This is a genomic window from Caballeronia sp. LZ034LL, assembly GCF_031451215.1.
GTDB lineage: Bacteria > Pseudomonadota > Gammaproteobacteria > Burkholderiales > Burkholderiaceae > Caballeronia.
Genome location: NZ_JARUXR010000002.1, coordinates 1364280 through 1383346 on the forward strand (window position 1 = coordinate 1364280; position 19067 = coordinate 1383346).

Here is a 19067-nt window from a genome sequence, read left to right on the forward strand (position 1 = left end):
CTCACCGACCCAGGCACGCACATGAACCTCGCTCCGCATTCCGTTCTCGACACCATCGGCAACACCGCGCTGCTGACGCTGCGCCGCGTCGTGCCGTCCAATGGCGCGCGCATTTCGCTGAAACTGGAAAGCCAGAATCCGACCGGCAGCATGAAGGACCGCATCGCGCTCGCAATGATCGACGCGCCCGAGCGCGACGGCCGCCTGCAGCCCGGCGGCGCGGTGGTCGAATACACCGGCGGCAGCACCGGCGTGTCGCTCGCGCTGGTGTGCGCGGTGAAACAGCATCCGCTGCATCTCGTGAGCTCGGACGCGTTCTCGAAGGAAAAGCTCGATCACATGCGGCTGCTCGGCGCGCGGCTGACCATCGTCCCGAGCGAAAACGGCAAGCAGACGGAGAAGCTCACGCGCGACATGATCCGCGAGGCGCATCGCATCGCGGAAGAAACCGGCGCGTACATCACCGCGCAGATGGAGAACACGGACCAGCTTCACGCGTACACGAAGATGGGCGACGAGATCTGGCAGCAGACGGAAGGCCGCATCGACGCCTTCGTGCAGAGCGTGGGCACGTCCGCCTCGCTGCGCGGCATCTCGGCGACCTTGCGCGGCCATGACGCCCGCGTGCGCGTGGTTGGCGTAGAGCCGGCGGAGTCCGCCGTGCTGTCGGGCGGGCCGAGCGGCGCGCACAAGATCGACGGCATCGGCGCGGGTTATGTCGTGCCGCTGTGGCATGACCGCATCGCGGACGAGCTCGAACGCGTCTCCACCGACGACGCCCGCGCCATGGCCTTTCGCCTCGCCGCCGAGGAAGGGCTGTTCTGCGGCACCTCGACCGGCGCGAACGTCACGGCGGCCTTGCGCGTGGCCGAGCGTCTCGGGCCGGACGCGCACGTCGTCACCATCATGTGCGATACCGGCATGAAGTACCTGAAGTCGTACGCGCAGACGCTCGACGCCGCCGCCTAGCTAGCCCAGGATCGGATGCGACGTGCCCGGGATCGGGTAGCCGCGATTGTCGGTGGGCACGAGCTGCGTCTGGAACGCGACGAACAACGCCTGGAACTTGCCGTCCACTTCCACCATCACGGCGCCGTCCTGGAAGACGCCGTTCTCGTTCGAATGGTCCCTGACCTTGCTGCCTTTCGCGGGCTTCGGGTTGCCCTGGTTCATGTGCGTTTCGTGCAAGCCGTCCTTGCCCGGTTCGAACAGGAAGCCGAAGCCGTACACCGTGACGTCCTTTGTCGGCTTCCAGCCGCGCCGGTTGTCTTTATAGGTGGGCGTCGGATAGACATAGGGCACGCCGTCGCCCGACATGTCGAGCTGCAGCATCTCGTTGAGCAGCTCGTTGATGTCGTTGTGCTCGCCTTCCTCGTCGAGCGCGATGGGGCGCATCGCACTCAGGTCGACGAGTTTCGTATCGTGCACGTAGTCCAGCTTCGGGAAGTTCGACATGGACACGCCTGCCGCGATCTTCTCGAGATCCGCGGTCATCGGATGCTCGAAATACTGGTTCCACTGATACAGCACGAAGTAACCTTCGGGGCCGGTCAGCGTGCTGTCCGACTTCACATTGGTGACGATGCGGAACTCCTTGCCCTCCTGATCTTCGCTGACGATTACATAATGCGGATCGCCTTTGTAACCCTGCAGAAAGGGAACGCCGAGCGTGACCTTGCCCTTGAAGAGAACGTATTCGTTGCGTGCCATGAGCATGACTCCTGAAGTGGTCCGCTCTCATTGGATAGGTCGCGTATGACAGCGTTCCGTTCGATGCACGGATGAACTCGTGCCGTGTCACGGCACGGTCATGCCGATGACAATAATGTCTCGTGATACGGCGAATCTTCCCCACGACGAGACAACCGCACATGGTCACGAAGAACCCGCAAGACTCCGCACCGCTCGCCTCGCGCCGCGGCTTTCTGAAGTTCGCGGGCGCCTCCGGCCTCGCCAGTGCAGCAGGCGCAATGAGCCGCTCTGCTGCAGCGACGACGGACACGCCGGACGGCACGCCCGAACAGATCCACCTCACCTGGGGCGAGGATCCGTCGAGCGAAGTGGTCATCAGCTGGGCGTCGCTCGCACAGGCCACTGCGCCGCGCGTGCGGCTGCAATCGGACGATGGCCATGCGCACATGATCCATGCCGTGCAGCGCACTTACACGGATGGCCTCAACGGCGAGATCGTGTGTACTTATCATGCGCGGCTACGCGACCTGCGTTCCGATACGCAATACCACTACGAAGTCACCGCCGACAACGACCGCAACGCCGGCCAGCCCTTCACGTCGAGCTTCCGCACGGCGCCGCGCGGACGGCACGCGTTCCGCTTCACCAGCTACGGCGACCTGGCGACGCCGAATACGAACTGGGTGCTGTCGTCGCCGCAGAGCCGCTTCGCGGTGCAGGCGGTGGAGCGCTTCGAGCCGCTGTTCCATCTGCTCAACGGCGACCTCTGCTACGCCAACCTCAACCCCGCGAGCCAGCCCGACGTGTGGCGCGACTTTGGCAACAACGCGCAGACGTCCGCCGCGAATCGTCCGTGGATGCCGTGTCCGGGCAATCACGAGATCGAGTTTCACAACGGCCGGCAGGGCTTCGATTCGTATCTGACGCGCTACACGCTGCCCGACAACGGCACGCGTTTTCCGGGCCGCTGGTACAGCTTCCGCGTGAGTTCGGTGCTGTTCGTTTCGCTCGATTCCGACGACGTCGTCTATCAGGACGGCGCCGCCTTCGTGGCCGGACCCAATCCGCTGGTGCCCGCCGCGCGCACCGGCAATCCGCCGATCGCCCCCGGCACCTCGTTCTATGTGCGCGGCTATAGCCAGGGCGAGCAGACCCGCTGGCTCGAGAAGACCTTGCGCGAAGCCTCGCATGACGATGGCATCGACTGGATCATCGTGCAGATGCATCAGGACGCGCTCAGTTCGTCGAAGACGGGCAATGGCTCCGACAAGGGCATCCGCGAAGCATGGCTCCCGCTGTTCGACCGCTATGGCGTCGATCTCGTGCTGTGCGGTCACGATCACGACTATGAACGCAGCCATCCGGTGCGCGGCTGCAATCATCACGCGGGCCGTGACGCGGTGACGGGCGAACGTGTCGATACGCTGCAGCCGCGTCCCGTGCATGGCTCGCCGCGCGCGAACGATCCGATCGATACGTCGCACGGCACCGTGCATCTGATTCTCGGCGGCGGCGGCACCAGCGCGCCGCTCGATGTCTACGGCACCGACACCGGCACCGGCCTGCCGCAGGCGCAGGTCTTCACGAAGCCGAACCGGCCCGTGCCCGGCACGACGGCGGGCACGTTCGTGCGGCCTGTCGCGGATGCCGTCGAGGACGCGATCTGGTCGGCGCAGCGCGATACCGGCACGGGCTATGGCATTGCCGTGTTCGATCACGATCCGGGCGAGCATGGCGGCCGCACTTCCATCACGATCAACTACTATCACGCCCCCGGCGCGGACAAGACGCCCACGGCAGACTACGAGCTTTTTGAAACCATCGTGCTGGAGAAGCGGCGCGGGCGTTGATGGCGTGCTCGGTACGTTTCTTGCCCCTTTCCTTGTTCCGCGAGAGAAGAGGGACACGGACATGAAAAAGGGAAAACAGGACGCGTTAGCGGAAGCGAGCTTCTCCACTTACGCCGATCCGCTGATCGGCGAGGCTTCCGCGCAGGCGTCGGTGCTCGAAGACAGCACCGACGCCGAGGACTTGCACAAGCTGCGTGTTGCACTGCGGCGACTGCGCACATTGCTGTGGGCATATCGTCCGATTCTTAAAGAAGACTTCGACAACCAGCAGCGCGCCCTCCTGAAGTATCTGGCCGGCGCGGCGGGTAATACGCGCGACTGGGACATCCTGATCGAACTCGTCGACAAGAAGGGCAGCGCGCCTTTGCTCGACGCATTCCGCGAACAGCGCTCCGCCACCGCCGCAAAAAGCCGCGATACGCTCTCGCACGCGAAGCTGAAGCACATGTTGCACGAGTCGCTGAGCGAGGCTAACCGCGAACTCAATACGGCGGCGCAACGCACGCCCTTGACCAAGTTCGCGCGGAAGCGCGTGGCGGCGGCGCAGAAGCAACTGAGCAAGCGCATCCGCTCAGCCTCCAAGGCCAAGGGCAAGGACTACGCACAGCTGCACGATGTACGCAAAGCGGGCAAAAAGGTGCGCTACCTAGTCGAATTTTTCGAGCCACTTCTCGGCAGCAAGCAACGCAAGACGCTGAAGGGCCTCAAGCGGATGCAGAAGCGCTTCGGCGCGTTGAACGATGTCGTGGCGAGCCGCGCGCTCCTGGAACAGCATCTCGACGCGCTGCCGGATGGCGCGGCCGCACAGAAAGCGCTGCGCTCGCTCAAGAAAGAGCAGAAGCGGCGCACGAAGGCCGCTGTGCGCTTGCTGTAAAGCTTACCCGCGCGCGACGATCCCGCGCGGCAGATGCGGCGCATTCTGCGCAATCTGATCGAGTTCGTCGCGCACGCCTTCGATGTCGCGCATGTCGTGCAGATAGGGATCCGCTGCGTGGATCGCTTCCAGTCGGCGTCTCACGGCGCCGTATTGCGCCCCCGCGCGCCGATGCAATTCGGCGCGCTCGCTGTAGCGCAGAAAGGTCTGCAAGGACGCGAGCACGGCGGCGCCGATGCTCGTCAGCCCGATCACGATACGCAACTGCGGCGAGATGGCGGTAGCGACGAGCGAGAGAAACGCCGACGTGCCCGTAGCGGTCGTGATGCCGATGACAGCCAGTCCGAGCTTCCTGCCGCTCGCGGTCAGACGGTCGGCCATCGTGTAGTGACGGATCTGCGATTCGCGGGCTCGTCTGATCCAGTTCAGCACGAGCGCCCGCGCGTCCTGCGGCGGCTCATAGGTTTGATGTAACGATGCGGTCATATTCAATGCCGGGTTTGAGTGAAACCCAGTCTAGCGTCCGACCGTGGACAAACCGTGTCTTGATTGCGCATCTGAAACGCGTTTCCATGCCTAGTGAATTCACTGGACAGAACCGGAAAGCTCCGCTTCTTCGGGCAATTGAATTGCGCGTAGCTGAGTACACTTCTTTACATGGCGCAAGACACCGCGCCAGTAAAAGCGAAGCGATATTCACTGAGCAAACCGGCTTACCCTCAACTTTTTTACCGGTTGCAGCATGTGTCGTAGTCGCGAGAATACCGGAGTGGTGCAGCAGATGGAGTGGCGTTGTCGGGGAATGTGCCGTTTGGAAGTCGCAGTAATAGCAGTAACAGCAGTAACAGCAGTCTTAGCAGTCACGACACAAAAACAGCAGGTGTCACAGACGTACCGGTAGACGTAAAAACTTGCCCCGGCCGAGCGCATCCGCCGGGGCTTTTCTTTGGGTCGACGGTTTTTAAGCTCAGGAAAAGACACACACCTTGCCGAACGTGGCTATCGGTGCAAAAGATCGTGCAAGGTGCTCCACAAGAAAATTCGCCTTGGGTACACTAACTGCTGCCCAAGAGGGCAATACCCCGCCAACGGTAGCGCGAGAACAAAAACTTCGGAGCGAATTTGAGGAAACGAGCCACGGTCGTCTGCCGGAGAGGCAAACGCATTTTGCTGGTCGCGCGGCGCGAATCCAAATGGGCGCTGCCCGGCGGCATCCTCAAGCGCGGCGAAGATCTTTCGGATGCCGCGCTCCGCGAGCTGAAAGAAGAAACCCGTCTGTCGGGCAAGTCGGCCAAACACCTGTTCAATTATCGCGGCGACCAGAAACATCATCACGTGTTCTTCTGCGATATCTCAAAGGGCGCAAAGGCCCGCGCCAGCAATGAGATCGCGCGGTGCCGCTGGGTGCATGTCGATGAAATCGCGCGGCTCGCCACCAGTTCGCCCACCAAGGTCATCGTCAAGATTCTCGGCGAGAAGCGCAACAGCGTGCGCGGCAAGTAGCTTCGAAGCGTCGCGGACACACATCGGTTACCCTAAGAGCCTTTTTGCGTCCCAGGCGCCCGCCTGACAGCCCATGAACACGCCTCAAGACGACTACGCGCTCAACCTCGACCACATGTCCGCCGATGACATCGCGGCGACGCTCCCCGGCAGCGTGCTTGCCACGCTGCACGGCACCGATATCACCGTGTTCCGCGTCCCCGACGACGCCTCCGACACCGCCGCATGCAGCGAGCGCTTCGGCATCTACCTGGAGGATTGCGCGAACACCATCGTCGTGCGCTACAAGAAGGATGGCGGCGAACAATACGCGGCGATCGTCACGCTGGCCTCGAAGCGGCTCGACGTGAACGGCGCGGTCAAGCGCGCACTCGGCGCGCAGCGCATCTCGTTCGCGTCGCGCGAAGTGGCCACCGAACACTCCGGCATGGAGTATGGCGGCATCACCGCGTTCGGCGTGCCGGCCTCGTGGCTCGTGCTGGTGGAAGCCGCCGTGATGGAGCGCGCGCGCGTGGTCATGGGCGCGGGCGTGCGCGAGGCGAAGCTGCTGCTGTCGCCGCAACGGCTGCTCGCGCTGCCCAACGCGACGGTCGCCGCGCTCGCCACCTGAATCCGCACAGGCGCGCTCGCCGCTCACTTGCCCGGCGTGAGCACCACCCTGAAGCGCGCCTTGCCGCTCATCATGCGGTCATAGGCTTCGGCCGCGCGCGACAGCGGATATTCCTCGATCATCGGCTTCACGCCGGACAGCGCGCTGAACGCGAGCGTCTCCTGCGAATCCGCCGCGGTGCCGGACGGCCAGCCCTGCACCGAGTTGCGCCCCATGATGAACTGCGTGATCGGCACCTCGACCGGTTCGTCGGAGATGCCCACCATGATCATCTTGCCGTTCAGCCCGAGCCCGCCGATGGCCGCATTCATCGCGCGGCCGCTGGTCGCCGTCGCCAGGATCACGCGCGCGCCGCCCAGCGCCTTCAGTTCATCGGCGACGTTCTGCGCTTCGCTGTCGATGTAGTGATGCGCGCCCAGCTCCTTCGCCAGCGGCGCCTTGTCCTGACCGCGCGCGATCGCCACCGTCTCGAAGCCCATCTTGCGCGCGAACTGCACCCCCAGATGCCCGAGCCCGCCGATGCCCAGCACCGCGACCACATCGCCGGCACGCGCGCCGCTGTTGCGCAGCGCATTGAAGGTGGTGATGCCGGCGCAGAGGAGCGGCGCGGCATCGACGTCGGCGAGATCGTCGGGCATGCGCGCCAGCGCTTCCTGCGGCGCCACCATGTAGTCGGCATAGCCGCCGTCATAGCTGATGCCGGGCACGAGCGCCTTCTGGCAAAGCACGAAGTCGCCATGGCGGCAATGCTCGCAATGGCCGCAGTGTCCGCCGTGCCAGCCCACGCCGATGCGCTGCCCCTGCTGCCACCCTTCGACGCCCGCGCCGAGTTTCTCGATCACGCCCGCGATCTCGTGCCCCGGCACGCGCGGAAACTGGAGTCCGGGCCACAAGCCTTCTTTCGTCAGCGAATCGCTATGACAGATGCCGCACGCCTGGACCTTGATGAGCACATGGCCTTCCGGCGGTTCCGGCACGTCGCGTTCGACCACTTCGAGCGGACCATTCGCTTGCGTCACCTGCACTGCCTTCATCTTCGCCATGGATTGCTCCTGTCAAAGAACTTCAGAATAGGATGCCGTCCGGCGTTTTAAAAGCTCCGGGGCGCGCACAGTACTCAACGCTCGTCGTCGGCGAGAAGCGACGCCAGCGGCACCGTATGCCTGACGAACGGCGAGCGGATGACGATATAGCTGAAGTATTTCTCGATGCCCACGTTCCGGTCGACGAGCTTCTCGATCACCTCCTGATAGTGACCGATATCCTTGACGAGAAACTTGAGCAGGTAGTCATAGCCGCCGCTGACGAGATGACACTCGGTAACCTCCTCGACATCGCGCAGATTGGCCTCGAAGCGCACGAAGTCTTCACGCCGGTGATCGTGCAGCATGATCTCGGTGAAGACCGTCACCGTGCTCGTGAGGCGCGTCAGATCGAGATGCGCGCCATAGCCCGAAATGATGCCCGCTGCTTCGAGCCGCCGCACGCGTTGCAGACACGGACTCGCCGACAGCCCGACCACGCTCGCGAGATTCGCGTTCGTGATGTTGCCGTTCTTTTGCAGTTCGGCCAGGATCCTGATGTCGATGCGGTCCAGCTTCTGTCGGTGGTTCATGTCGTGCGGGATCGATGGGCGCCACGCGGCTGCGTCAGCCTTCGGCGAGTTCGGCGTGATGCGCCGTGACGAGTTGCGCCATGCTCGTGAACTTGAAGTCGACGGCGGGTTCCGTGAGCGTCTTCACGGTCGCGCCGAAGCCGCGCTGCTCGAAGCGCCGGTGAATCCAGCAGCCATGCATGCCGTATTCCTCCGCCGGAAGCAGATCATGATAATTGCTGTCCGCCACGTGCAGCGTCTCCCGCTTGTCGACCCCGAGCCGGGCCAGCACGTCGAACAGGTAATCGAAGTTGCGGCGCGCCGGCTTGTAGGAACCCACGTCCTCGGCAGTCACGATGGCGTCGAACTCGACACCGAGCTTGCGCTTGCTCGCCTCGAAGCTCGCATTGTCCACGTTCGAAACGATGACCAGCTTGAAATACTTCTTCAGATACTGAAGCGTGCTGGCCGAGTCCGGAAACGCGGGCCAGTCGCCGACGGACGCCCCATAAGCGACGGCCTCGTCCCACGCATAGCCGACCTGCCATTCTTCCGCCACGCGCTTGTACACGATCTCCAGCAAGCGGTTGTAGGCGAGATCGGGCGTGAGCAACTGCTGCTGCGACTCGTGGCGCGCATGCGCTTCGAGAATCTGGTCGCGCGTGAGCGTGACGGGAAGCCGCGCCGCCAGCTTCGCCAGCCCGGCGGCAATGCCGGCTTCCCAGTCGATCAGCGTGCCATAGCAATCGAACGTCAATGCCTTGAACTCGGTGAGCCGCACACCTTTCTCCTCATGACTGTGCCAACGCGTCGCGATGCGCCTGCGCGAGTTCCGCCATGCTGTTGAAGCGGAACGCGATCGTGGGCTGCGCGCCCGGGTCCATGGTTGCGCCGAAGCCCGGCTGCGCATGCCGCCGATAAATCCAGCACGACGTCAGCCCGAACGCGTTGGCCGGCTTGTGATCGTGAAACAGGCTTTCGGCGGTATGAAGGATCTTCTCCTTGCCGATGCCGCGCTCGCCCAGCTTCTCGATCAGGTACTCGAAATTGCGCGGCGACGGCTTGTACGAACCGACGTCTTCCGCCGTGATGATCGCATCGAACGTCACTTGCAGCTTCGTGTTGCTGTGCATGAAGCTCTCGTTGTCCACGTTGGAGAGGATCACGAGCTTGTAATGCTGCTTCAGATAGCGCAGCGCTTCCGCTGAATCCGCGAAGGCCGGCCAGTGCCGGATGGAACGGCCATACGCGATGCATTCCTCGTGCGTATGCGGCACGCCCCATTCCTCGGCCAGACGCTTGTACACGATAGGCAGCAGATCCTGATAACGCTTCGCCGGCGTGTATTTCTGCTGCGCGGATTCATGCCGCGCGTGCGCTTCCAGCACCTGATCGCGCGTCAACGAAGGCTTCACGCGTTCGAGCAGCGGACGCAGCCCTTCGAAGATGCCGCTTTCCCAGTCGATCAGCGTGCCGTAGCAGTCGAAAGTGAGGGTGTCGAAGTCGGTGAGTTTCACGGTCGCTCCTGTCTGATGGCGAGGGGTGGAGCAGTCAGTGTAGTGAGACGCTGCCGCAGCCGGAGCCGATGTTGCCCGCCGCCACCGCAGCTTGTGCGGTTTGTGGCCGGTGCCGCAGCAGATTCTGCTGCACGCCGGAAGCGGCTTTCGCGACCTGACCAGAACGACCGGTCGAATTTTTATCTGCTTGAGAGCCCATTCCATCTGCACTACATTGGTGTTCCTTCGAAACCGTCTGGAGACGAGTCCATGCGCTATCCCGTCCTTGCACTGGCTGCCGTATCCGTTTTCTCCGTGGCCGCGTCCGCCGCCGCGCAGGAGGTCGTCACGTTCGGCCACTCCGCGCCGCTCACCGGCCCGCAGGCGCCGAACGGCAAGGACAACGAGAACGGCGCGCGGCTCGCCATCGACGAACTGAACAAGGCGAACATCAGCGTCGGCGGCAAGAGCGTCACCTTCAAGCTGGATTCGCAGGACGATCAGGCCGACCCGAAAGTCGGCGTGCAGGTGGCGCAGAATCTCGCCGATCACAACGTGCTCGCCGTTCTCGGGCCGTATAACTCGGGCGTCGCAATTCCGGCCTCGCGCGTCTACAGCACGGCGGGCATTCCGCTGCTGCCGGTGGCGTCAAACCCGGCGCTCACGAAGCAGGGCTTCAAGAACATCTTCCGCATCGGCGCCAGCGACGAGCAACTCGGCGGCACCATGGGCGAGTTTGCCGCGAAGACGCTGAAGGCGAAGACCGCCGCGATCATCGACGACCGCACCGCGTACGGCCAGGGCGTCGCCGAGCAGTTCGAGAAAGTAGCGAAGGCGAACGGCATCAAGATCGTCGACCAGCAGTTCACCAATTCACAGGCCACCGATTTCCTCGGCATTCTCACGGCGATCAAGTCGAAAAATCCCGATGTGATCTTCTTCGGCGGTTATGCGTCGCAAGGCGCGCCGATGGCCAAGCAGATGAAGCAGCGCGGCATCCGCGCGAAGCTGCTCGGCGGCGACGGCATCTGTTCCGCCGACATGGGCAAGGTCGCGGGCGAGGCGGCGTCCATCGTCTATTGCGCGCAGGGCGGCGTGGCGCTGGACAAGACTGCGGAAGGCCGCGCCTTCCTGAAGAAGTATCAGGATGCGTATCACACGGACACGCAGGTCTACGGCGTCAATTACTACGACGGCGTGAAGATGCTCGCCGACGCCATGGTCAAGGCCGGCACCACCACTGACAAGGCGAAGCTCATCGCGCAACTGGCGAAGGAGAAGTACAAGGGCGTCGCGGGCACCTATTCGTTCGATGCCAGCGGCGACCTGCAGGGCGCGCCCACCACGGTCTACATGATCCGCAACGGCCTGCCCGTTCCCTACGCTCAATAAGTCTCACCGCACAACGCAATGAAACTCTCCCGATCCATTTCGACCGTCGAAGTCCATACCGGCGGCGAGCCGTTCCGCATCGTCACGAGCGGCCTGCCGCGTCTGCCCGGCGACACCATCGTGCAGCGCCGCGCCTGGCTGAAGGAACACGCCGACGACATCCGCCGCGCGCTGATGTTCGAACCGCGCGGCCATGCGGACATGTACGGCGGCTATCTGACCGAACCGGTATCGGCGGAAGCGGACTTCGGCATCATCTTCCTGCACAACGAAGGCTATAGCGATCACTGCGGACACGGGGTCATCGCGCTGGCCACGGCGGCGGTCGAACTGGGCTGGGTGCAGCGCACGAGTCCGGAGACGCGCGTGGGCATCGATGCGCCGTGCGGCTTCATCGAAGCGTTCGTGAAGTGGGACGGCGATCACGCGGGTTCCGTGCGCTTCGTGAACGTGCCGTCGTTCATCTGGAAGCGCGACGTGACCGTGGACACGCCGAGCTTCGGCAAGGTCACGGGCGACATCGCTTATGGCGGCGCGTTCTATTTTTACGCCGACGGCGCGCCGCACGATCTGCCGGTGCGCGAGTCGTCGGTGGAGCAGCTGATCCGTTTCGGCGCGGAGGTGAAGGCGGCCGCAAACCAGGCGTTTCCGCTCGCGCATCCGGACATTCCGGAGATCAATCACATCTACGGCACGATCATCGCCAATGCGCCGCGTCATCCGGGCTCCACTCAAGCCAACTGCTGCGTGTTCGCGGACCGCGAAGTGGACCGTTCGCCGACCGGCTCCGGCACGGGCGGGCGCGTCGCGCAGCTCTATCTGCGCGGACAGCTCGGCGCGGATGAAACGCTGGTCAATGAATCGATTGTCGGGACCGTCTTCAAGGGGCGCGTGCTGAAGGAGACCATGGTGCACGACATTCCGGCGGTCATTCCGGAGATCGAAGGCGAGGCGTATATCTGCGGCTTCGCGAACTGGATCATCGACGAACGCGATCCGCTGGCCTACGGATTCCTGGTGCGCTGAGGCGGCTTCATGTGGCGGCCGGCCGGGCGACCTCATTCTGGCGCCCGGTCTCGCACTCTTTCATGCCACGCTCAAAACTCCACTTCCTGAAAGCCGTGCTTGCCTACCGCGCATTCGGGACACAACCAGCCCGCCGGGACGTCTTCCCACGCAGTCCCGGGCGGAATTCCTTCCTCGGGCAGACCGAGCTTCTCGTCGTACACGAACCCGCAAATCACGCATTCCATGATCTTCGCCGGCGTTGTCATGAGTGCTCCGCGCGAAGAGCAGTCCGTTGCAGATCGGAGCCGGATACGTTCTCCTTGACGAAGCGGTCGAAGTAGCCCGAGATCTCGATTGCATCGATATCTCGTTCAAGTTCGAACAACCACGAACAGAACCGGTCGACGACGCCATCACTGACGTCCGGCAGCGCCGACGTCACGATCGACCGCCCGGACAACCGATTGACGATCAGCCGCCTTTCGCGCCCGAAGTCACCCGGCTTGACGTATTCATACACGTCCGGGTCTTTCAGGAGGCCGTTCTGGTGAATGCCCGCCGCGGTAGAAAACACATGCTGTCCGAGTATCGGCTTGCTGGGGGGAATGGGCTTGCCCAGCAACGCAAAGATTCTTTCCGCCACGTCATGCAGCGTCTTCAGGTCGAACCGTCCGGCGAACCCCGGCAAGGTGTCCTTGTAGTGCAGGACGGCCACGATTTCTTCGAGCGGACAGTTCCCCGCGCGTTCGCCGAGCCCGCCGACCGTGACGTGAGCCAACTGCGCGCCCGCCACAACAGCGGCCAGCGTATTCGCGGTCGCCAGCCCGAGATCGTCATGGCAATGAACACCCCAGGACACTTGCGGCGGTCCGTTGCTCGTCACTGTGCTGAACAGCGCGCCAATCTCTCCCGGCGTGCTCGCGCCGACGGTATCCGCCAGCGTGACACTCCGGACACCCAGCCCGGATAAAGCAACCGAAACGTTCTGGATGTAGGCAGGCGAACCACGGCTCGCGTCCTCGAGAATGACCGCGACGTTCTCCCTGCCTGCGGTTCGCAAGCATGTGATGGCATCTTCGATCTCATGCAGGAGATCGCCCAGTGATCGCCGTCTCTTCCGCTCTTGATGCAACTCGGAGCCGGTTCCCAGCATCAGGTACTGAATCGACTCGAATTCTTCCGTCGCCTTCAGCGTCTTGCGTATATCGTGCAACGTCGGACGCAGCAGGACGACAGGCGTTGCCCGGAGCGGCATCCGCGCGGCGCTCTTGATCCAGTTGAAGTCCTCATCCGAACTCGCCGGAAAGCCCAGCTCGATGAAATCCAGCGGCAAGAGATCGAGCTGCTCCAGCACGGCCTGCTTCGTGAACAAGGACATCGTGTTCCCGATACCTTGCTCGCCGTCTCGTAATGTTGTGTCGTGAATCAAAAGTACGCTCATGTTCGTCCCCAAAAGACAATAGCGTAGGCCGTCAGACAGAATGACAACGTAATCAGCAAACTTTTCGTTTTCGAAGAAATCACCACTGCTGCTATCACCACGGCGATTTTCGTCAAGCCGTCGGCATCGAAATGACCGGCAAGATTCTCGTATTGCCTCGCACCGAATAAGGACGAGTAAATGATCCCGCCAATCACGCCATAAACGGAATAGTTCAGAAAACGGAAGACTTGCGAATCACCCGAAAAACGAATTCTCTGCATCACAAGGACAGGAAATGCCCGTAGCGTGTAAGAGAAGAGCCCCGCCCAGATCAGGATCTGCCATTTATTCACGAACCGCCTCCGCAACCATGTCTCCGGCCATGACGCAAGCGGCCAATGCGAAGGGCAAGATGAACACTTGAGCATCGCCAGCAAACTTTCCGAGGATCGGAGAGAGAACGGCTGCCGTGATCGTAATGAACACCGGTTTCAGCTTCGGCCATTGAAGTCCCGTCAGGGTCGCGAAATGAATCGGGAGAATCATTCCGACGACCTTTGTCAGCGGACCGTCGAGTTCACCGGCGAACATCGTGCCGGAGAGGGTCGCGATCAGCGCTGTTCCAATTGAAAGAGCGCCGACCCCTGTGTGATAACGCAGTAATTCCGTCGGCGACGCGTCTTCTTTCGAGTTGGAAACAACGAAGGTCGAGGCCGACATCAGGAAAGTCGCCGCCAATGCCTTTGCTGGCGGAATACCGTTCAAGCGGCTTCCCAGCACGGATGACATCACGACAAACCTGAAATTGATCATCACGCTTGCCAGCAGAAGCATCGCGAAGGTAATAGCTTCCCCATTCTGCATGATGAATATCTGGAGCGGCGCCGCGAAAACGAACACGCTCATCAAGCCGGCCTGTAATGCGCTGTAGCCCGCGCCGGCGCAGAGTGATCCCACCGAGAAGAAAAGAAACATGTAGGACACGGAGACAGGAATTGCATCTCGAACGCCCTCGCGAAAGAATGCATCTTCGAGAAATGATTTCATGCGCTGAAAGATTTCCACTCAGGATTTCAGGCTGGACTGGCCAACCAGGCTAGGCGAGGCTGCTCCGGTAATGAAATGCGGCATCCAGATAGTCCGCCTCGGTGAACTTTGCGCCGCGCTCCTCTACGATGAAGTTGCCGGTGTAGCCGGCGCCATTCAGAAAAGCGATGGCATCCTGGTATTTGAAATCGCCGCTCCCGAGCGGAAGATGCACGTGGTTTGGAACGACCATGTCAGCGAAATGAACGTTCTTGATCCATTTGACCATCGGTTTCAACCGCTCGTAATAGTCCCTGTCCATGCCGTGGAACGAAGTGAAATGCACGATATCCATCGTCATGAACACGCCAAAGGCGGTGCACAGTTCTTCCTGCTCCTCGTCGTTCAATACGATATAGTTGGGCCGCTTGTCGCCGGTATTTTCAAGACAAATGTCGATGCCGTACTGCGATGCTTCGTCGGTCAGTTGCACGAGGGACTTTTTAAGCTGGCCGAAGAGCATGTGCTGTAGCTCGGGATCCTTTGTCAGATAACCGGGATGGCATGTCATGCGCGTGGCGCCGAGTTTCGCTGTCAACCTGATGGTCCGCTTCATCAGGTCGACGGCCTGTTCACGTTGCGCTTCATCCGGATTCGATATATCCGTGCTCCGACCGATATAAGGCGCGTGGACGCTGAAGTAAAGACCGCGCGACTCCTTGAGCGCCAGCACACGCTCCAACTCAGGATTCACTTCGCTTTCGGGTTTCATCAAATACGGTCGAGCTTCATTGTCAAACTCGATCTCGACTGTCCTGAACCGTTCGCTCAAACCCTCCAGCGAGGAAAACAGATATTCGCTGTTGTCCAGAATGTTCGTAGAGATGCCAATTCGATCAGAGATATTCATTGCTTGACTCATGCAGTTGATAATCGATTGCTTCAGATAATTGCTCAGAAAATGACCATAATGGAAAAAAGACGAGCGCCGCCGAGCGCTTCGACATGAGTCGAAATGCTGGTAATTCGGTCCTTGAGATTCACCGCTTTCAGAATGAAATGCGATGACTTTTGTAGGCGCGTACTTATCGTAGAGTGAAGTTCCGGCTCACGCAACCGGTTTCCATTATCTGAAACCATGAGTCGGTATCGTGCTTGATTGCTACATAAGAGACGAAATAAAGCCTTCGCTTGTCTTTAATGCCCCCAGAACAGAGTCGTTGAAAAGGACATGCCGCCTCTGAGAGGCTATAGCGCTCTTTTATTTCGCCCTTATTACGCGATACTTTCTATTCAGAAAGCATGCCGCCTTGCCGTTCATTCTCGAATATGACGGCGAAATCGAATCTCCAATCGAGCCCGAATAGCAATTGAACATTGCGTGACTTTTAGCGCAGGTTTGATTCGTTTCGATTTCCCGCCAGAACATTCCCGGTTGATACCTCTCATGCGCAGCGATTAGCCATTCTCCGGCTGTGCTGTTTCGCCAAGGCATCCCTCGCGTTCCAGCCACGAACGAAACAATACGATCAGCCGGTCGTCCTGACGGTCTTCCGCGACATACGTGCAGTACGTACGCGACGGCAAACGCGGCGCGTCGAACGGCGCGACCAGCCGGCCCGACGCGAGATCGTCGGACACGAGCGCCGTCGGACCCATCGCGATGCCCATGCCATCGACGGCCGCCTGCAACGTCAGATAGAAATGGTCGAAGCTCATGACGGCGGCCGGACGCAGCGTCGGCACCTCGGCTTTCGCGAGCCAGTCGGGCCACACGCGCGGCAGACTCGACGCGTGCAGCAGCGTGTGCCGCTCCAGATCCTGCGGTACACGCAGCGGCACGCGCCGCAACAGCGCCGGACTGCACACCGGCAGGCGCTCTTCGGCGAGGAACGGCTGCATCGCGTAGCCGTAGAAGGTGTCCGGACCGCCGCGTATCACGATGTCGTGACTCTCCTTCAGCGCCTCGACCGGTTCGTTCGACGTCTCCACCCTCACTTCGACATCCGGATGCGCGCGGCGGAAGTCTTCCAGGCGCGGCACCAGCCAGCGCAGCACGAAGGTCGCGGGCGCATTCACGCTGAGCGTGCGGCTCACGGCTTCGGACAGACCATAGCGCGCGGTGGCCTGCGACAACTGATCGAACAGCGGTCCGATCTGCGCGAGATAAGCCGCGGCGGCGGGCGTCAGCGCAACGCGCCGGTTATGGCGCTCGAACAGCGGCGCGCCGAGCCACGCTTCGAGCAAGCGCACTTGCTGACTCACCGCGCCCTGCGTGACGTGCAGTTCGGCTGCGGCCTGCTTGAAACTGCCGAGCCGTCCGGCGGCTTCGAAGGCACGCAGCGCATTCAGCGGCGGCAAGGTCCGGTTCATTTTCAGGAGAGATTTTCTGACGCGACATCCGAAGATAAGTGGTTTGTGAGCGCCTTACAAGATAGTTATTCTCTTGAATACACCAATCACAGCCCGAAAGCCCGTTCATGCTCAGTTATACCGGCGGTATCGTCCTGCTCGCCGCCCTGCTCCACGCAAGCTGGAACGCGATGTTGCACGGCAACCGCGACCGCTTCCTGTCGATGACCTGGATGAGCATCGCCATCGGCGCGGTATCGCTCGTCGCGGTGGTGTGGCTGCCCTTGCCGGCCCCGGCAGCTTGGCCTTATGTGATTGCGTCGGGACTCGTGCACGTGGTCTACAACGTGAGCCTCGTGCGCTCGTACCGGCGCGGCGATCTCGCGCAGGCCTATCCGATCGCGCGCGGCTCGTCGCCGCTGCTCGTCACCCTGGGCGCGGCGCTGTTCGCGCATGAGGGCATCGGCGCGCTTCGCGTACTCGGCATCGCGCTGATTTCGGCCGGCATCATCGCGCTCGCGCTGCGCGGGCGGCACGTCTCGCGCGCGGGCGCGCTCGCGGCGCTGACCACCGGCGTGACCATCGCGGTGTATACGGTGATCGACGGCATCGGCGTGCGGCTCTCGGGCGATCAGCCGTTCGCCTATACGGCGTGGATGTTCCTCTTCTACTGGTTCATGCCGCTGATCTTCATCGTGCGACGCGGCGCCGACGCCATCTGGAAGCCGGTCTTCGCCGCGCCGATGTCGGTCGTCTCGTCGATTGCGGGCGGACTCGTCTCGATCGCCGCGTACGGCATCGTCATCTGGGCGATGCAGTCCGGCGAGATGGGCGCCGTGTCCGCGTTGCGCGAGACCAGCGTCGTGTTCGCGGCGCTGATCGGGCGTGTGTTCCTGCGCGAGAACGTCGACGCGCGGCGCTGGATCGCCTGCGTGGTGGTCGCCGCGGGCGCGGTGTGTCTCGGGCTTTGAGCCAGCGGTACAACAGCGGCCGTTACATGCGAGCGACGTCGATCACCGCATCGGCGAACGCACGCGGCGCTTCCTGCGGCAGGTTATGCCCGATCCCGCCGCCGATGGTCCGATGCTCGTACTTCCCCGTGAACTTCTTCGCATAGGCTGTCGGCGCGGGATGCGGCGCACCGTTGGCATCGCCTTCCAGCGTGATGACCGGCACGCCGATCGACGGCCCCTTTGCCAGTTGCGCCTCGAGCGCGTCGTATTGCGGCTCGCCGTGCGCCAGCCCGAGCCGCCAGCGATAGTTGTGAATCACAATGTCCACGTGATCCGGATTGCCGAACGCCGCGGCTGAACGCGCGTAGGTGGCGTCGTCGAAGTGCCATTGCGGCGACGCCGTCTGCCAGATCAGCCGGTTGAAATCGTTCCGGTTCGCGTCGTAGCCCGCGCGGCCGCGTTCGGTCGCGAAATAAAACTGATACCACCACGACAGCTCGGCCTGCGGCGGCAGCGGCGCCTGGTTCGCCTGCTGGCTGCCGATCAGATAGCCGCTCACGGAGACCATCGCCTTGACGCGCCCCGGCCACAGCGCCGCGACGATGTTCACCGTGCGCGCGCCCCAGTCGAAACCGCCCAGCACCGCATGCTCGATCGCAAGCGCATCCATCATCTCGATCACGTCGCGCGCGAGCACGGCCTGCTGGCCGTTGCGCGGGGTATCGGCGGACAGGAAGCGCGTCGGGCCATAACCGCGCAGATACGGCACGATGACCCGATAGCCCGCTGCCGTGAGCATCGGCGTGACTTCGGCGTAGCTATGGATGTCGTACGGCCAGCCGTGCAGCAGGATGACGACCGGCCCGTTGCGCGGCCCCGCTTCGGCGTAGGCGATGCTGAGCGTCGGGGTCGCGACGTGCTTCAGGTGCGTGAAGGCTTCCGGCAACGCGGGCGCTGGAGCGTTCCGCGCTTCCGCCGCCTCGACGAGCCCGCTCAGCCCCATTTCAAGCAAGCCAATCCCGGCGACGGCGGTGCCCAGCAGACGGCGGCGGCGGGTATCGATGCGGTCCTTCATGATTTTTCCTCTCGTGTTCGGGTCATTCGGCGAGGGATCATTTGAAGCGCCGCACGTATCCGGCGTGTGTCTGGATGGACGGCGGATGCAACGCACTGTGTCGGCGGATCGGACGGATACAGTGCGATACAGGAAAGCCATCCACGGTAACAAGAAGCAAATGACGGCATCGACAGCGGCGGAGCCGGTTACCATTCTTGTCTGAGCGCTTAATAGCAA

The 19067-nt window shown here is 62.3% G+C and carries 22 protein-coding genes; 8 read left to right on the forward strand and 14 right to left on the reverse strand.

All coding sequences use genetic code 11. The features are described 5' to 3' along the window. Nucleotides 1-21 precede the first annotated feature (21 nt). Nucleotides 22-969, forward strand: a complete 948-nt coding sequence (locus QCE83_RS20745) for a cysteine synthase family protein (RefSeq protein WP_309815161.1) — start codon at nt 22-24, stop codon at nt 967-969. On the opposite strand, the gene QCE83_RS20750 is transcribed toward QCE83_RS20745, so the two are convergent. Continuing rightward, a complete protein-coding gene (locus QCE83_RS20750; protein ID WP_309815164.1) occupies nt 970-1710 on the reverse strand; it encodes a DUF2278 family protein in 741 nt (246 codons plus the stop codon). Nucleotides 1711-1871: 161 nt separating this feature from the next. On the opposite strand from QCE83_RS20750, the gene QCE83_RS20755 reads away from it, so the two are divergent. After that, nucleotides 1872-3542: a metallophosphoesterase family protein gene (locus QCE83_RS20755; protein ID WP_309815166.1), complete on the forward strand. Its 1671-nt coding sequence runs from the start codon at nt 1872-1874 to the stop codon at nt 3540-3542. Next, a complete protein-coding gene (locus QCE83_RS20760) occupies nt 3424-4416 on the forward strand; it encodes a CHAD domain-containing protein (RefSeq protein ID WP_309815169.1) in 993 nt (330 codons plus the stop codon). The genes QCE83_RS20755 and QCE83_RS20760 overlap by 119 nt, the downstream gene beginning before the upstream one ends. Before the next feature lie 3 nt (nt 4417-4419). Here QCE83_RS20760 and QCE83_RS20765 read toward each other — a convergent pair whose 3' ends face one another. Beyond that, a complete protein-coding gene (locus QCE83_RS20765) occupies nt 4420-4902 on the reverse strand; it encodes an SLATT domain-containing protein (protein ID WP_309815172.1) in 483 nt (160 codons plus the stop codon). A 636-nt stretch (nt 4903-5538) separates the two neighbouring features. Here QCE83_RS20765 and QCE83_RS20770 point away from each other — a divergent pair. Together QCE83_RS20770 and QCE83_RS20775 are read left to right on the forward strand one after the other, a co-directional pair. Then, the gene (locus tag QCE83_RS20770) at nt 5539-5919 is read left to right on the forward strand and encodes an NUDIX domain-containing protein (protein WP_309815175.1); all 381 of its coding nucleotides are present in this window, start codon (nt 5539-5541) and stop codon (nt 5917-5919) included. 73 nt (nt 5920-5992) lie between these two features. Beyond that, entirely contained in the window at nt 5993-6529 is a 537-nt protein-coding gene (locus tag QCE83_RS20775) for a YbaK/EbsC family protein (RefSeq protein ID WP_309815180.1), read from the forward strand. Nucleotides 6530-6552: 23 nt separating this feature from the next. Here QCE83_RS20775 and QCE83_RS20780 read toward each other — a convergent pair whose 3' ends face one another. The 5 genes from QCE83_RS20780 to QCE83_RS20800 form a co-directional block, all read right to left on the reverse strand. Then, complete coding sequence (locus tag QCE83_RS20780; RefSeq protein WP_309815183.1) at nt 6553-7572, reverse strand: alcohol dehydrogenase; 1020 nt, start codon at nt 7570-7572, stop codon at nt 6553-6555. A gap of 74 nt (nt 7573-7646) precedes the next feature. Continuing rightward, nucleotides 7647-8144: an Lrp/AsnC family transcriptional regulator gene (locus QCE83_RS20785; RefSeq protein ID WP_309815186.1), complete on the reverse strand. Its 498-nt coding sequence runs from the start codon at nt 8142-8144 to the stop codon at nt 7647-7649. A 34-nt stretch (nt 8145-8178) separates the two neighbouring features. Continuing rightward, complete coding sequence (locus QCE83_RS20790; RefSeq protein ID WP_309815188.1) at nt 8179-8904, reverse strand: haloacid dehalogenase type II; 726 nt, start codon at nt 8902-8904, stop codon at nt 8179-8181. Between the two features lie 10 nt (nt 8905-8914). After that, entirely contained in the window at nt 8915-9640 is a 726-nt protein-coding gene (locus tag QCE83_RS20795) for a haloacid dehalogenase type II (RefSeq protein ID WP_309815191.1), read from the reverse strand. Between the two features lie 34 nt (nt 9641-9674). Further along, the gene (locus QCE83_RS20800; RefSeq protein ID WP_309815193.1) at nt 9675-9839 is read right to left on the reverse strand and encodes a hypothetical protein; all 165 of its coding nucleotides are present in this window, start codon (nt 9837-9839) and stop codon (nt 9675-9677) included. 50 nt (nt 9840-9889) lie between these two features. Here QCE83_RS20800 and QCE83_RS20805 point away from each other — a divergent pair, with 50 nt between their 5' ends. Both QCE83_RS20805 and lhpH read left to right on the forward strand, forming a co-directional pair. Further along, nucleotides 9890-11011: a branched-chain amino acid ABC transporter substrate-binding protein gene (locus QCE83_RS20805; RefSeq protein ID WP_309815197.1), complete on the forward strand. Its 1122-nt coding sequence runs from the start codon at nt 9890-9892 to the stop codon at nt 11009-11011. Nucleotides 11012-11029: 18 nt separating this feature from the next. Then, nucleotides 11030-12037 (forward strand): trans-3-hydroxy-L-proline dehydratase, encoded by a 1008-nt coding sequence (gene lhpH, locus QCE83_RS20810; protein ID WP_309815199.1) that lies wholly within the window; start codon nt 11030-11032, stop codon nt 12035-12037. A gap of 71 nt (nt 12038-12108) precedes the next feature. Here the strand turns inward: lhpH and QCE83_RS20815 are convergent, their stop codons facing one another. The 6 genes from QCE83_RS20815 to gcvA form a co-directional block, all read right to left on the reverse strand. After that, the gene (locus QCE83_RS20815; protein WP_309815203.1) at nt 12109-12285 is read right to left on the reverse strand and encodes a rubredoxin; all 177 of its coding nucleotides are present in this window, start codon (nt 12283-12285) and stop codon (nt 12109-12111) included. Further along, nucleotides 12282-13460 (reverse strand): LeuA family protein, encoded by a 1179-nt coding sequence (locus QCE83_RS20820; RefSeq protein ID WP_309815205.1) that lies wholly within the window; start codon nt 13458-13460, stop codon nt 12282-12284. Before QCE83_RS20820 ends, QCE83_RS20815 begins: the two co-directional genes overlap by 4 nt. Continuing rightward, nucleotides 13457-13795, reverse strand: a complete 339-nt coding sequence (locus QCE83_RS20825) for an AzlD domain-containing protein (protein WP_309815208.1) — start codon at nt 13793-13795, stop codon at nt 13457-13459. Before QCE83_RS20825 ends, QCE83_RS20820 begins: the two co-directional genes overlap by 4 nt. Then, on the reverse strand, nt 13788-14489 hold the full coding sequence (locus QCE83_RS20830) for an AzlC family ABC transporter permease (RefSeq protein WP_309815211.1): 702 nt from the start codon (nt 14487-14489) through the stop codon (nt 13788-13790). Before QCE83_RS20830 ends, QCE83_RS20825 begins: the two co-directional genes overlap by 8 nt. A gap of 49 nt (nt 14490-14538) precedes the next feature. Next, entirely contained in the window at nt 14539-15378 is an 840-nt protein-coding gene (locus QCE83_RS20835; RefSeq protein WP_309815212.1) for a sugar phosphate isomerase/epimerase family protein, read from the reverse strand. A gap of 548 nt (nt 15379-15926) precedes the next feature. Continuing rightward, entirely contained in the window at nt 15927-16841 is a 915-nt protein-coding gene (gene gcvA, locus QCE83_RS20840; RefSeq protein ID WP_309815215.1) for a transcriptional regulator GcvA, read from the reverse strand. 107 nt (nt 16842-16948) lie between these two features. Between gcvA and QCE83_RS20845 the strand changes: the two genes are divergently transcribed. After that, nucleotides 16949-17791 carry an EamA family transporter gene (locus QCE83_RS20845; RefSeq protein WP_309815217.1) on the forward strand — a complete coding sequence of 281 codons (843 nt, stop codon included), beginning with the start codon at nt 16949-16951 and terminating at the stop codon, nt 17789-17791. Between the two features lie 22 nt (nt 17792-17813). Here QCE83_RS20845 and QCE83_RS20850 read toward each other — a convergent pair whose 3' ends face one another. After that, the gene (locus tag QCE83_RS20850) at nt 17814-18848 is read right to left on the reverse strand and encodes an alpha/beta hydrolase (protein WP_309815220.1); all 1035 of its coding nucleotides are present in this window, start codon (nt 18846-18848) and stop codon (nt 17814-17816) included. Nucleotides 18849-19067 lie beyond the last annotated feature (219 nt).